The organism is Gammaproteobacteria bacterium (assembly GCA_013697705.1).
Lineage (GTDB): Bacteria > Pseudomonadota > Gammaproteobacteria > UBA6002 > UBA6002 > UBA6002.
In genome coordinates, this window is sequence record JACCWJ010000039.1 from 1 (window position 1) to 15,555 (window position 15,555).

Annotated in this window: 9 protein-coding genes; 4 read left to right on the top strand and 5 right to left on the bottom strand. The window is 38.1% G+C overall.

Going from position 1 to position 15,555, the window contains the following annotated elements:
* Positions 1-247: 247 nt before the first annotated feature.
* The 3 genes from H0U71_08130 (at position 248) to H0U71_08140 (ending at position 6,603) form a co-directional block, all read left to right on the top strand.
* Positions 248-3,523 carry an ankyrin repeat domain-containing protein gene (locus H0U71_08130; protein MBA2655012.1) on the top strand — a complete coding sequence of 1,092 codons (3,276 nt, stop codon included), beginning with the start codon at positions 248-250 and terminating at the stop codon, positions 3,521-3,523.
* 205 nt (positions 3,524-3,728) lie between these two features.
* Positions 3,729-5,564 (top strand): hypothetical protein, encoded by a 1,836-nt coding sequence (locus tag H0U71_08135; GenBank protein MBA2655013.1) that lies wholly within the window; start codon positions 3,729-3,731, stop codon positions 5,562-5,564.
* 268 nt (positions 5,565-5,832) lie between these two features.
* Positions 5,833-6,603, top strand: a complete 771-nt coding sequence (locus tag H0U71_08140) for a hypothetical protein (protein MBA2655014.1) — start codon at positions 5,833-5,835, stop codon at positions 6,601-6,603.
* Between the two features lie 66 nt (positions 6,604-6,669).
* Here the strand turns inward: H0U71_08140 and H0U71_08145 are convergent, their stop codons facing one another.
* Both H0U71_08145 and H0U71_08150 read right to left on the bottom strand, forming a co-directional pair.
* Entirely contained in the window at positions 6,670-8,793 is a 2,124-nt protein-coding gene (locus tag H0U71_08145; GenBank protein ID MBA2655015.1) for a catalase, read from the bottom strand.
* Between the two features lie 851 nt (positions 8,794-9,644).
* Entirely contained in the window at positions 9,645-10,484 is an 840-nt protein-coding gene (locus tag H0U71_08150) for a hypothetical protein (protein MBA2655016.1), read from the bottom strand.
* A 352-nt stretch (positions 10,485-10,836) separates the two neighbouring features.
* On the opposite strand from H0U71_08150, the gene H0U71_08155 reads away from it, so the two are divergent.
* Positions 10,837-11,883 carry a hypothetical protein gene (locus tag H0U71_08155; protein MBA2655017.1) on the top strand — a complete coding sequence of 349 codons (1,047 nt, stop codon included), beginning with the start codon at positions 10,837-10,839 and terminating at the stop codon, positions 11,881-11,883.
* A gap of 16 nt (positions 11,884-11,899) precedes the next feature.
* Here H0U71_08155 and H0U71_08160 read toward each other — a convergent pair whose 3' ends face one another.
* The 3 genes from H0U71_08160 to H0U71_08170 all read right to left on the bottom strand — a co-directional run bounded on the left by H0U71_08160 (position 11,900) and on the right by H0U71_08170 (position 15,344).
* The gene (locus H0U71_08160; GenBank protein ID MBA2655018.1) at positions 11,900-13,594 is read right to left on the bottom strand and encodes a cation:proton antiporter; all 1,695 of its coding nucleotides are present in this window, start codon (positions 13,592-13,594) and stop codon (positions 11,900-11,902) included.
* A gap of 137 nt (positions 13,595-13,731) precedes the next feature.
* Positions 13,732-14,784 (bottom strand): NAD(P)-dependent alcohol dehydrogenase, encoded by a 1,053-nt coding sequence (locus tag H0U71_08165; GenBank protein MBA2655019.1) that lies wholly within the window; start codon positions 14,782-14,784, stop codon positions 13,732-13,734.
* Positions 14,785-14,912: 128 nt separating this feature from the next.
* Positions 14,913-15,344: an acyl-CoA thioesterase gene (locus tag H0U71_08170; GenBank protein MBA2655020.1), complete on the bottom strand. Its 432-nt coding sequence runs from the start codon at positions 15,342-15,344 to the stop codon at positions 14,913-14,915.
* Positions 15,345-15,555 lie beyond the last annotated feature (211 nt).

The following is a 15,555-nucleotide window of genomic DNA, read 5'->3' on the forward strand; positions in this document are numbered from 1 at the left end:
CTTAGGTCGCTTTTTCATCGTTGACTCCTACTTACTCGGTAACAGTAAATATGAGGCAACGAATGCTTTTTAGCCTATTTTCTTACACCCTTCGGTAACATTAATTGTGAGGCAATTCGGTAACACAGAAAATAAATTTTATTAAGACTATTTTAATGTTCATCTGCTACTCTGCTCTGTCTATCTCATTTCTAATCAAATCAAGCTGACCAGGGTCATCAGGAAAAAACATGGGAGAATAATAACAATGATTAAACCTAAAGAACTTCTCTTCGAGCTTATTCAACGAAATAACGAAGGCGAACTTAACGATTTCCTTAATAAATGTAAAAAACTCCAACTTGAACGACCATCAACCAGCTCTTTACTCCAAATTTTCCGCCAAGATTCCTTTACGCAACTAATGAAAGCCAAAAATGGCGTGGGTGATTCTCCGCTTTATTATGCCATAAAACATTCTGCGGATAAGAGTATTCAGTCGTTAATAGCTGCTGGAATAAATGTTAATGATCAATTTTATCACAAAGAGCTAAGAACCGATGCTGTTCCTTTTTATTACGCATGTACTCTAGGTAATTCAGAAATTATTAAGCAATTAATTAACACGGGTGCAGATGTGAACATCCCTCTGATTCTCACTGGTCCTGTAAAACAATTTCCACTTTCAGGGGCCGCCTTTTATGGGCATAGCGAGACTGTTGCCATCCTCATTGATCACAACGCCGATGTAAATGCTGATGACAATATGGGTTATCGTCCTGTTCATTACGCATTGAATAAGGGACATTACCAGATTGTCTCACAGTTAATGGCAGCCGGTGCAGATATTAATGCGAAAACAATGAGCAATACTTATGCTATTGATATAGCATTAATAATTAATCATAAAAAATGCATTGAACTACTGATCGATGCTGGTGCTGTTATTTATTATGATATAGCAAAACTACCAAATACTAATATTGATTGGAGCCATAAAGTAGTCATTGGATTAACAATTAACCGTCAACAAATCACTCGAAGGACACCCGGTTTTGAAAATGCTATCACGACAATAGATGAATTGATGAATGCAATCCAAAGTGGTCGCGTGTTTAATATTAAAGCCTTAGCTGCTCGTTGCGATCATTTGCTAACGCTAGATAAGAATCACCCCGTCAGACCACTCAGAGACGCATTACAAGCTAATTTCAGGGAAAATTATATTGAGTCAGTTAGCAATCCACACCACGGCTCTCCTACCAGTAAGACACAAGAAGATATAATTGATAATGATACAAAAGAGTCGGTTAGCAGTCGACACAACGACACGGCTACCAGTAAGACGCAAGAAGAGCCCTTTAATTCTATAATCAATAATGATGCAAATAAACTCGAAATTTTTCTTACCCAATACCAACAGTCTCATTCTAACGTAAATATAACAAGTCGGCTTCGCAGCATTTTTGTTGGTGGTTCCCTGAAGCAGTTAATGCAAGTCAAAAATAGCGATGGAAATTCCCCACTTTTCATCGCAATCAACGGAAAGTCTGAGCAGATTATTCAATTGCTAATTAATGCTGGCGCGAATGTCAACGAAGAAATCATTAATAAAGGCGATCCGAATCGATCTGAGACCCTTCTCAATATTGCTATAAGTAATAAAAGTAGCGGTATTGTTGCCCACTTAATTGCCGCTGGTGCATATGTTAACCGTCCGTCTACGATGGAAAGTGGTGGCAGCTCTAAATGTAGATCCCCGCTTCAGACAGCTGCAAGCATAGGAAGCCCAGAGATTGTTGCTCAACTTATTTTAGTCGGTGCAAATGTTAATGCAGCAACCACTGATGGCATGACCGCTCTTCATTATGCCGCAGAAAATGGCAATCATCAGATTATTTCTCAATTGATTGCAGCAAAAGCAAACATGACTGCAGCAGGTCAGAATTTGGAAACTCCAATTGATATAGCAACAAAAAAAGGTTATGTACCGTGCGTTGAATTGTTACTCGATGCTGGAGGTGGGCTTTATCGCAATTTCACTAACTTACCTAGTGACCCAGTAAATTGGACTCATAAGGTACTCATAGGATCTACTATAAATTTCAAACCGATTACTCGAAAAATGGCTGGTTTTGAAAAAGCCATTACAACTCCGTATGAATTTCTCAATGCGATTAAAGGTGGAGCCCCTTTTAATCGCAATGCTTTATTAGTCAGTTGCAATCGTCTTCTCCAGGAAAATGATAATAATTCCTCCCTTAAAGAATTGAGAAATTATCTTTGGGCAATTGCGCTCCCCTCTGATATAGCACAAAATAATTCAAATAATGCCGAGGAGAGTAGCTCATTACTTGCTAGATGGGAAATTCAACAATCCTTGCCAGAGCAGATGAATAAGCTCCACTTATGCAAAGATGTCAATGAAAAAAATAGTCGAATACAAAAACTTTTACCTGTTTTGATAAAAAATAATTTGGAAGGTGTTTTTGATAAAGAAATTATTGAACTGGGAAATCAGTACCCTGATGCTGTGAATGAATTCGGCGAATCTCTGTTACATTTATTAATCACATCCTGCACCAGTCCTAATCGTTGGAGATTGATTGATAATTTAATCCATACACATCATATAAACCCAAATTCAGTAGATAATGCCGGTCAAACACCACTGCAATATTTAATGAATAATCTTTGGGATGGCAATATTATTGATATAATGAAATTCATACGGTTAGGCGCCAATCCCCAGTCTCTTAATAATGAAGGCAAGACGGTTTTAGAATTATTTGAAAAGTACAATTCAAAAGATTCGTTACATGCCATTTCTGAGCTGAGAACCCTAATTGACAAAGAGCAAACTAAAAAACTTAGCATACAACGCAATAGAACAAACAAGCCAGCGCCCCTTGATAGTAACAACTCATCCAGAGAAGACAAAATTCAGTTTGAGGATTTAGATGTGATTAGTCCGTCTATGAGGATACTATTTAGGGCTGCACAAAATAACAATGTCAAATTGCTCACTGCTGCTAATCCTGGCTTCAAAATTACATTTGCGCTAGCCGTTCTTTATGTTTACTGGCATGGAAAAATCAATGACCGAAATATCATGTATAAGCTTTTTCAAGGAGCACTCTTCTGCCTTGGAAGTGATACGCTCCTCCTCAACTACGAAAGCACCTCAGATATAGTGCGTTTACTACAGTCTTCATTTCAAAACATAACAAATGCCGCATCGCTTGGGTCAGAAAACCCAGCGATATTGCCACCTACCGATGCCATTCCATTTGAGTTTTATCATGTTGACCATCCCTTGGCCATGACTGATCATATATTCGATAAGCGATTAGATACGGATAACGAACGCACACTAACAGAGAAGCAGGTAACAGAACCTTATTCTTCTTCGACTGAAGGTTTCACAACTGAAAACCCGTCTATCAGTCAATATAAAAACTTGAGCTTTTTAAATAATCAAAATGAATCAGACTCACACCATCATACTGAAGATACACTCATGCAAATAAACTTACCTAAATAGTCCGTTTATTTTTATCTTCAAATAAGTCAGGGTCACATTTTGACTTATCAGTTTTTTTAATTATTATTTGTAACTATTCAGCACTAATTTTTGATCTTTGCTCGAACGGTTAGTTTTGCGCTGAATAGTTACTATTATTTAAATCTGATAAGTCAAGATGTGACCACTAAATTGTTTAAATTTCTAAGGAGTTAAGGGTATAATTGTGACAAAAAAGCATCAGAAAAAATCTCTTCAAGAATCATCACTTCCATTGTCAAATACACAAAAATTGATAAAACGACCCTCCATACAACAACTGGTTGAAATGGATATGATGTTGATTCGTTGGAATACTCTAGCTAGAACTTACGATGTCATGATGGTAGGCATTGCTGTTCACTTGTCATATAAAATCCTACAATCGATCGGGGACGAAAACTATTGGCTGTATAATGACAATAAGTTTCATCATTTATTCAATATATCCACGGTAGAAGCAGTTTGTTTTCTTGTGCAGTACTACTTAACTCATCTCTTAAATCATTTTGCTCCAAATGGCGCTGTTTTATCATTCCTTTACAGTGCAAAAATGGGAACGGAGACGATGGATGAAGCATTTCAAGATGAGGAGAAGGCTGCACAGTTGTTAAGTTTCTACCAACAAAAAATAGGTAGTGAAAAGGGAGCAGCCGTTAATCATCTCTCATCATTTATATTGTTCAATATGGCTCATCAATTAATAGGGGTTACGCGGTCTGCTATCCCATTATTATCCTGCGTAACTAATTATGCTGTTTCAGAAATGGCTGTTATTCAATTTGCATTGGGAGAAAAATTTTCACAAAAAAATCTCAGCAAGCAAAAATCCTATCTAGATAATATTATTGACTCCAACAAAGAGCTATCTTGGCAAATTAATTCAGATGGGTACAGCTTTGACATTAAATCTTCCAAGAAAACTATAATAGTGCCAGGAGGGGAACTCTCTCCAAAATTATATTTCGAAATGCTTGGAGAAAGTATTAAACGTTATAAGCCAGAAGTCAAAATTTATAAAGATATTAATGGTTTAACAATTGCAAATATTTACCTCAATGAACAAGATCATCATCAAATCAGGAAATGGTTTTTTAGTCAGTTAAACGTCAACTTGTATCTTAAAAACCACAAAAAACAACACCATATTTTTTTACAGAAGTTAAACCAGATTATGCAACCTGCTTTGAGCTGGTATGCGGGCGATCCTGTTATAAAAGAAGATGAAACCCCAGAATTGGTATCCAAAAGCACAACTGTTCGTAGTTGGAATCATGAGTCAAAAGCCGCAAGCATTAAATTATTGCAATCACATTTTGGCATGGATAATATAAAATTAGAGCATGAACGATTTTTGATTATTGGACATCATTCTCTACACCTCAACACGGAGAAAGCGATAGAATCTTTTTGCAAGGAATTAACTAATTACGAACAACCCCTGCTAACACAATCCCCAAATAGACTAAAGACTGAGGAGACCAAAGCTACTGCACCAGCTACTGGCTGGATAAGCTTCTTTCATCAGCAAAGTTTGAGGACGGCAAAATTTCTCCCTCTGATTAATCGCTATGTTTCTTCGAGTGAACCAAAATTAAAGACAGCTAAAATTGAGCTTCCTCCTAAAACAACTATCTTATACAAAGAAGAATCTATAACCTACAACCCCGCTGCCAATTTTAATGAGTTGCTAGAAATGAGTGGTCTAATATGTATGCCATTACTGCATGAAGGCAAATTTATTCGCTTTATGGTAATTGATATGAAATCGTTAAGGGATTTTCCAGACGGTGGCATGCATATATTTAGTTTATTAATCGATCATCAAGCTACTGGTGGCGGCCATTTTATACCTTTAACAAATGACAATAAATTGAGGCAACATTATGGAGCAACACATAAAATCCGATTTTGGGTTGAAGGCAATGGCAAGGCGCGGGGTTTAGTAATACCTGAAAAATCTGCGGCAACACCGGGAGCCGAGCCCGTGAGTAGCTTCATGATTTTAAAAAAGCATGGATGAAAAATTATTTTAACAAAGAATACCCAGCTCGTATTTTGATGAAAATATTTGCCCAGCCTAATTAGTTTGCTTCAGGCTTTTAAACCATTATTATTGCATCCTCTTAAAGGATGTTGCATATAAACCCTAATAGATACTTTCAGTTTTAAAAATGTGAGGAGATTTTATGACCCGATCAAAACAACCGTTGGAGGAATACCCTTCGGTAAATAAAAAATAATCTTCGGATTCAACCAAATTTACTACAAGCATAGGTCAAAAAATTGTTATGGGAAGTATTGCAGGTGCGACAGAAGTTATAATCAATCACCCATTGTGGAGGATTAAAACTCGCATGCAAACAAAACAATCATTTACACTTAAGCCAAATGTGCTCTATAGCGGAATAGTTCCAAATGCAGCGAGTATGATACCAACTACTGCCATGCAAGTTGGCTTTAATGGTTGCTTCCAAAACTTATTTTTTAAGGATGCAAAAGAATTATCTAATTCTCAACAAGTAACAACTGCTTTTCTTGCGGGAACGGTTTCTTCGCTGGTAAGCTGCCCAACAGAAATGGTAATGACCCATCAAACGAAAGAGGTGAATTTTTATCCTACTGCAAAAAATTTGTATCAACAGGGGAATTATCAGCGTTTGTTTACAGCTCTGCCCGCTACAGCCCTCCGAGAGGGAATGTTTGCAGCATTTTTTCTTGTGGGAACACCTATGCTGAAAAAACATATTTCTCCCTACTGTACCAATGACAATTTTTCTTCACTCGTTGCTGGAATGGGTGCCGGTCTGGGTGCGACTATTGCTTCCCAGGGAATTGATTCCATTAAAACTGAACAGCAATCAGCCGCTCCAAAGATGATAGTAAGTTTCAATAGAGCAATAAAAAATCTTTACACCAAAGAGGGTGTCTATGGATTTTTCAAAGGCAGCGTGCCCAGGGGAATACGTGTAATGTCGGCTGTCACCATATTGTCTTCAGTTAAAGAGAAAATGGAAAATAGATTCAATGACTACGATTCACGAAGTAAATTAGCTCCATAGATTGATAAATTATCCTCCTGTGGCATACCCACAGGAGGAATATTAAACCTCGGAATAATAATGGAGCTATTTTTGTAGTTCCCGCTCCCAGAACCGTAGCGCTCCACATTGTTCTACAAATTTACTCACATTACTTTTGTCGAGTGAGACGCAACCTGCATCTAACTCATCAAGAATACCCGCTTTTTCAAATAATGGCTGAGCCTCTTGAACATAGCCAATAAATTTTGAATGTGCAAAGGCATCTGCTACAAAATCACGGGCTGCAGGGTTTTTTAGCAACTCCGTTACACCCTGGGATGAAACAATAATTGCCACTGCATCATATAATGCGGAAGGACCGCCCTCGATTTTCTGTTGTGCATCTAACCATTGATTATTACTTAGCATAACACCAGCCACTTTGGGTGCGATAATTTCCATGGTCGCATCTATTTTTTTAAGGGCAGTTTCGAGCGCTTTATAGACTTCTGCGTTCGCACCATTTGTTACCAATACGCCCATCTTACGCCCATTAAATTGTTTTGGGCCATTTAAAATTATGCTTAGGGCAGGAGATTTTTTTAAGGAGTTATCAACGGGACGCAGGCCTTGTGCCGGCTTTGGCAACTCCTCTACACCTAAACCATCAGCAACATTCTTAGCTAACATTTCGTCTATATTAAGTAAATGCGCCAGCATTCGCACACGAATCGCAACTCTTTCAACCTTGCTTAATTCAAAAATAACCGCATTGGCTAAATGAGATTGCTCTACAGGGGTTTGACTAATATAGAATTGGCGTGCTTGGCTATAATGATCTGCAAAAGTTTCAGAACGATGACGTTGCTTAGTACCCTGGATTTCTGCAGGATAAGACTCAAAACCACGTTCTTTATTTTCACGCACCTCTTTGCCCTCTTCCCAGGAATTGGGCTCATAATTGACACGACCTTTAGGATTACTCATTGTCATGTGACCATCTTGCTGAAATAAATGAATGGGACATTTGGGAGCATTGATTGGAATATGCGTAAAATTAGGGCTTCCTAAACGCTTCAGCTGAGTATCTAAATATGAAAAATTTCGGCCTTGCAGTAAAGGGTCATCACTAAAATCAATACCCGGGACTATATTTTGCGTACAAAATGCGACTTGTTCCGTTTCCGCAAAAAAATTATCCACACAACGATCTAGCACCAATCGACCCACGATTTGAACTGGAATTTCTTCTTCGGGAATTATTTTGGTTGGATCTAATACGTCGAAGGCAAATTTTTCTACAAACGATTCATCAAACAATTGTAAGCCGAGCTCCCACTCAGGAAAATCGCCCGCCTGAATAGCATTCCATAAATCTCTCCGATGATAATCGGGATCTGCACCATTTATTTTTACCGCTTCATTCCACACAACTGACTGTAAACCCATCTTTGGCTTCCAGTGAAATTTTACAAAAGTTGATTTGCCTGCTTGATTAATAAAACGAAAAGTATGGACCCCAAAACCTTCCATAAATCGAAAGGAACGCGGTATGGCTCTATCAGACATAATCCACATAACCATGTGCATACTTTCTGGCATAAGTGAAATAAAATCCCAGAAGTTATCATGAGCCGTCTGAGCTTGCGGGAAACCGGAATCAGGCTCGTCTTTTGCAGCATGAATAAGGTCTGGAAATTTGATGGCATCTTGGATAAAGAAAACCGGAATATTGTTACCGACCAGATCCCAGTTGCCTTCCTTAGTATAGAGTTTAACTGCAAATCCTCGCACATCCCTTGCTAAGTCGGCAGACCCTTTATTCCCTGCCACGGTTGAAAAACGCACAAAAACTGGAGTTTTTTCGTGTTCTCTTTGGAATATGTCAGCTTTAGTAAATTCAGCAAGTGATTTATAGGTTTCAAAATAACCATGAGCTCCAAATCCTCTCGCATGTACAACTCGCTCAGGAATACGCTCATGATCGAAGTGAAATATTTTATCTCGAAAAACCATATCCTCGAGTAAAGTTGGCCCTCGGGACCCAATCTTGAGACTATTTTGATCATCCGAAATGGGCATGCCCTGTTGAGTAGTCAAACCTTCATTTGCGATCTTGGTAGCCTGGTGAACTTCGCCTCCTTCTCCCAGTTCTAGGTTTAATTCTCCAATGGAGGCTTTAGTAGGGGTCGAAGTAGATTTTTTGTTATTGGGGTTGTTCTTATCCATGATTTGTCCTTCCTTGTCTTTAAGTATCTAATCCTTTGGAACGCGCACTAAAAGCAGATGAGTGCCGATCGACTATTATCCCCATCACATTCAGTTTTGGCTATAAAAAAAATGTTAAATCTTTCAAGTTTTTGCCATGCTTCTCAGGGTTACGTTGTGCTATTAGCTTTTTGAGTTATTATTCTGAAATCCTCTAATTCAAGATGAGCCCCTGTCTTTTTGCAATCTTTGTGTCGCAAATGAGACCCATCCCTCCCACATCGTCCCGCGATTTAGCGGGATCCAGATCCGATGCTGGATCCCGCGAATAAATCGCGGGACGACGCGGAGGGGTTTGGTTGCGGGACGACGGCGTGATTGTAACCTTCGAAATAAGCCTTTTTAAATTTTTGTCCAGTACAAAGCATAAAGGGTTTGTGTAGGCTGCCTGTCAGACAATTGAGGAAATAAAAAATCTATCAATATCAGAACTCGAGCGTGAGAGTGACGTCCGCTCAGGTTGGATTAAACTTTTCCAAGAGTTCCTTAAATTAGAGTACCATGAAGGTAGCCTTCTTAGGACAAAGCCACTCCGGGGTCACATTTTGAATTAGCTTTTTTAATTATTTTTTTGAAATCGAATAATTTAAGATGTGACCTCGCCTTTTTTGCTAATGAGGGTACGTGAGCCTTTACATCTAGTAATAGAAGAAGAGAGTTTTGTAATGTAATTAGCGAAGTGTTCGACCCAATAGACTGGGATTATTGGACGAGATGAAAAAACGTAATTTCAATTTAAATGTAAAAGGTAAACCAGAAGACCTTAACGCCTGTGGGTCACATTTGAATTATGAGATGTGACACATACTTTATTAGGCTCTGAAGGTTGAGTTTTCATCTAAAGTAGAATCTAAAATTATTTCAACATCTCTTTTAAATTCATCGGGAGGTAAACGAAAATCTAGGTCATTCAATTTTTCAGTCATACTTTCAGTAATAGATCCGCTCTTAGATCTCTCATTAACTAGATTATTAACGAACTCGATATTATGAAATAATGTTAACTGTCTTTTATTATTGTACCAATCACCTATCCCCTTCGTTAATTTTTCGAGATTCAGCCAAAGATATTTAGCAATCGAGAGGGTCTCAGAAGAGTAATCAATCTTTGTCAATTCTTTTAGGGCAGACGTCTTCTCCTTGTCGATTTTTATATCATAGGCCAAAATACTTTTCAAATAATCTAATCCACTTTTATCGTCTGAACTGGAAATTTTTGCATCAGTTTCAGACTGTGAATCAGATGCCACAATAGGGATAGTTTGATAATCTTCATCATTATTATCCGCTACATCATTTTGTATCTCTACGGTTACATTTTGTGAAAGAGTTGTAATTTTAGAATCTTTTGTCAAGTTACTTGATATCTTTTGATACTCAAACAGCATTTTATTATATCTTTCTCTCTTGTCATGATCATTTAAATTTGTTGCCTCCAGAGAATCTTTAATCACTGATTCAAGTAGAATATTAAACCCCCGAAGAATGTTACGGACACCGGTCTGGGAATTTATCCACTCATTGAATGGATAGTATTCTTTATAAGGAAATTTACCATGACCCTTAACATACGGGGCCCTAAAAAATTCGGCATGATTGATATATAAATCAGCGATTTGTTCAACCAACTCTTCTTCAGTTTTATCTTTCATTTCTGTCTCGAATGTAATTTAGAGTAAAAATCTAATGCATTAAATCTCAAAATGTAGAGCTTTTTATGGCATATATATAAGTATATTCATTTTTTATTAAAATAACCTGAAGCTTACTTAAAATTTAAACCAAACGCCTTCATTCTCAAGCATTAGCTTTCCTGGCTTAGAGTTATCTGCAACTAAGATCTAAACGTCTTTGTTATGGCAGGTAGGAGCAACCTTAAGGAAGCTATAACTGTGTGCTATAAGCCGCTAAAAACCAGATTTTAAGCTAATTTTTTAGTTGATTTGCCGAAGAAGATGTTAAATAATGCTAAGTCACTTACTGCCTTCTCTGAAAGAACTTACTATGCAAAAAGAGCCAATCCAGCCATTATTAAAAAAACAAGACACTACTTTAATTACTAGATTAAATAGTGAAAATGAAAGTGTAGAATTATATTATGTGAATCTTTCTTCAGGCATAACTCCAGAGCTGTATGCTGTTATCAAAGAAAAATCATCGCGTCCTCTCAAACGACTTTCTTTTAGTGCTAGCCTTCGCAATGCGTCGCCGGCAGCAATTGAGCAAATTGCCACTTTAATTGAAGCATCTACCGCGGTAGATGTGATAGCACTTAATTCTAATGACTTGCACAAAATTTCCTCTCAAAGTTTTTGCTTGTTATTAAAAGCATTTGAAAATCCTGCTCTTAAAAAAATTGAATTGAAAGATAACAATCTAAATCAATTAATTACTGACAACCAATCAGACTTTCAAAATTTCTTACAAAATACATCGGCAACAATACTTGATCTTGAGACGAATAATATTTCTGATCAAGTGGCTACCTTATTAGCATTGCATGGAAGATTTATGAACATTAATTTGCAGCAAAATCCAGTTACCGATCCTGGTAGTCAAGCATTTCTAATGAATAACTATTTGTTACAAATCAATCTACCAGAAAAAACTGTGAGTAAAAAAATTCTAACTCAATTGGAAACTCATTTACGACGCAATCAAGATGATTTTTTAGGTGGCCGCGCTCATTACGTTAGAAGTCAACAACTTCAATGCCAACGAGAAGATGCATTTGTAAATGCAATATATCCTTTGGTTCAAGGCCTAAGACAAGAAGATAATGTTTTTGCATCTCTACCACCAGATATGGTGAGAAAAATATTTCATTGCGTTGGTGAGGACATAAGGACCCCCACAGCTATAAATGCACTGTGCGATTTGATAATTACAAATATTTGTGGCAACGAACTTAAAAAATTAGAGTGGAAACAAGAAAAAATATTTAAGACAAGAGCTTTACCGAGTAAATTTTTCAAATCTCATCATTATGTTAAAGGCGAATTTGCTGATCCAAAAGATGCAATTGAACAGCCTTTCCCTTCTAAACGATAATCAATAATAAGTAACCTCATAAAGATTTCCCATATCGATTGAGTGCAAAGGCCCCCATATTTTTGGCAATTTCACCTTCAGCAAAAAATACTTTCCCGTTAACTTCCTTCTGTAATAATTCAGCCTCTTCTTCATTATGCGTGCGCACCACTATTTCTACTTCTGGATTGAGTTTTTGCGCACATTGAATCATTTTTCTTACGTAAAAAGTATCCGCTATAACAATCATGAGCATACTGGCGCGGGCAATATGTCCTTGAATAAGCACAAATGGATCGGCGGCATTGCCATACACCGCTGGGATACCCGCTGTGCGTAGACGCTTAATTAATTCACGATTTTCCTCAATTACTACATAAGGAATAGCGTTCTCTGAAAATAAACGCGCCACACGCTCTCCAACACGCCCATATCCTACTAGAACAACTTGCCCTGAAAGATAGCCTTCTTTCGTTGTCATCGGTAATTCTGCCAAAGGATCGCCAGAGCGTTCAAAAATTCCAGATAATTTGGGATAAGATTTCACCCAAGCGTGGATAGGAGTTATAAGTTTAAACACCAAGGGATTGATAGCGATTGATATCAATGCACCTGCAAGAATAAAACTTCGGCCTTCCACCGGAAGCAAGCCCAAACGTATCCCCAGTTCAGCAAGAATGAAAGAAAACTCACCAATTTGCGCCAAGCTTGCCGACACGATTAATGCGGATTGCAATGGGTATCGAAATATAAGCACTAACACAAAAGCTGCAATTGACTTCCCGATAACAATAATTCCGACCACCGTTAAAACTTGTAAAGGTTGCTCGAGTAAAACTGCGGGATTAAATAGCATACCGACTGCCACAAAAAACAACACAGCAAATGCATCTCTAAGCGGTAAAGATTCTTCAGCAGCACGATGGCTAAATGAAGATTCCCGCATAATCATGCCTGCAAAAAAAGCTCCCAAGGCAAAAGAAACACCAAATAACATTGCAGCTATATAGGCAATGCTAATCGCAGCAGTAATAACACATAAAGTAAATAGTTCACGTGAACCTGTTTCTGCAACATGCCAAAGCATCTTAGGGAAATAGCGTCGTCCGACTAAAAGCATTAAGGCAATAAACGCAAACACCTTAACAAACGTAAGACCGAGAACAAACCAGAGCGGTTTATTCACGTCGACTGATGAATTGCCTCCAAGCCAGTGTGATAAAGGGGGTAGTAAGACGAGCACAATAACCATGGCGAGGTCTTCTACAAGAAGCCACCCTACCGCAATATGACCATTTATGGAGTCTAATGAACTTCTTTCTTCCAGCGCTCTCAGCAATACAACTGTACTAGCTACCGACAAAGAAAGACCAAAAATTAAGGCATTGCCATAACTCCAACCCCACATGATTGCAGCGAAGCCGCCGAGACTTGTTGCGGCAATCATTTGAACAATTGCGCCAGGAATGGCAATCTTGCGCACTCTCATCAAATCATCTAGGGAGAAGTGTAGCCCAACCCCAAACATCAGCAACATGACCCCAATTTCCGCAAGTTCCTGAGCTATTTTAACATTGGCTACTAACCCGGGGGTAAAGGGGCCAATAATAACACCCGCTAATAAATAACCCACCAATGCTGGAATCTTAAAGCGTACTGCAATAAATCCCATAATTAATGCCAGAGCAAATCCCATTGCTATGGTGGTAATAAGGGGAAGCGTGGCATCCATTAAATACGTTCCTTGTTTCAGCGTTCCCTATTTAGTAATAACCATTCTAGCAACCCCTTGCTAGATTTCTGATCGCCTCATATAGGGAGAAGCTATTTGAGTTTTCGAGGGCTTGTTAACCGTTTTGTTTGACACCCTTACGCATTTTTTAACGAACTAATATCAATGACAAACCGATACTTAACATCTCCTTTAATAGTGCGGTCATAAGCTTCATTTATTTTTTCAATAGGAATCAATTCTATATCAGAAACAATATTATGTACTGCGCAAAAATCTAGCATTTCCTGTGTTTCCTTAATACCACCTATAAGAGAACCCGCTACATGCCGGCGATTACCGATGAGAGGTGATGCACCTAATTGATATGGCTGTGCGGGTATCCCCACCACCACCAAGGTTGAATCATATTTAAGCAGATTCAAATAATTATCAATTTGGATATTCCCTGCTGCGGTGCTTATCATGAAGTCAAAAGAATTTATATATGTGGTAAACACACTAGGATCGGTAGTATTAATAAAATGGGTTGCACCTAAACGAAGTGCATCCGCTTTTTTATTTTCAGAAGTGCTCAACACAGTGACTTCTGCACCCATGGCAGCTGCTAACTTCACCGCCATATGGCCAAGCCCCCCTAGGCCAACTATTGCCACTTTATCTCCCGGTTTAATATCCCAATGACGCAAAGGAGAATAGGTTGTTATACCTGCACATAAAAGTGGCGCCGCTTTATCAAGAGGTAAGGAATCGGGGATACGTAGCACATAATCTTCAGCTACAACAATCTTTGTGGAATATCCTCCGAACGTAGGTGTCTTGCCATCTTTTTCATAGCTATTGTAGGTGAAGCAAATTTGATTTGGACAATATTGTTGCAGATCAGCTTGGCACATATCACAGGTGCGGCACGAATCTACAAAGCACCCCACACCCACAGAGTCCCCTACTTTAAATTTGGTGACAGCAGAACCCACATGACTCACTTTACCGGCAATTTCGTGTCCTGGAACCATGGGAAACTTAGCACCCCCCCATTCATTGCGTACTTGATGAATATCTGAATGACAAACGCCGCAAAAATGAATATCAATTTCAACATCATGAACACCCGGCTCGCGACGTTTGATTTGAAAGGGTTTTAATTGGTCTTTTTCGCTAGCAGCTGCATAAGCGGCAGTTGTTGTCATAATGTTATTCTCCAAATTTTTTCAATACAGTAATTGCTCAATCGTTACACAAAAAATAAATAGTATTGATGACTCCATACTTCACGGGGAAAAAATAGTTGTAATATTAAATAGCTCATTTTTCTCACTTAATCCATTTTAGATTTCAGATCATTTTCATTAACTCCAACTGCATATAACCATTCTGCGGTCGGCAATACTAGTTTACGTTCAACTAGATTAAAAAGCCCAATAATCATCTCCGCTTCACAGCAAACTTCATCATTACGAATCATTTTCTGTGAAAGTTTGCCCACTTTCTTTTCATAGGAAATAACTTGCGTCTCAATCATTACTTTTTCACGCAGGCACAGCTCTTTCAAGAAAACTAATTTAATTTCCAAAATTGTGGGTCCGAGCCCAGTCTCTTGTATCTTCTTCAGCCCATAACCATTCTTAGTGATAATGTCCCACCGCGCTTCTTCAAATAAAGTAAGATAAGTTGCATTATTAACATGGCCGAATGTATCAAGATAGATTTCTTTGATCATTAAAGGGTAGGAAAAAATTTCTGCAGTCATTTGCATTATTCTCCGGGTATATATATTTTATGTGATGTTGTCAGGCCTGATGCATTAAATGCATTTGATGTCAGTAGCGTAGTAGGAATTATTCCACTGAGTATAATATGAAGCATAAATTATGTAATTACAATTATTAGGATTGTCAGGTTAAGGGAATAAATTTGTATTTTGTTTATGGAATAAATGCATTTTAAGAAGGTCGGAACAC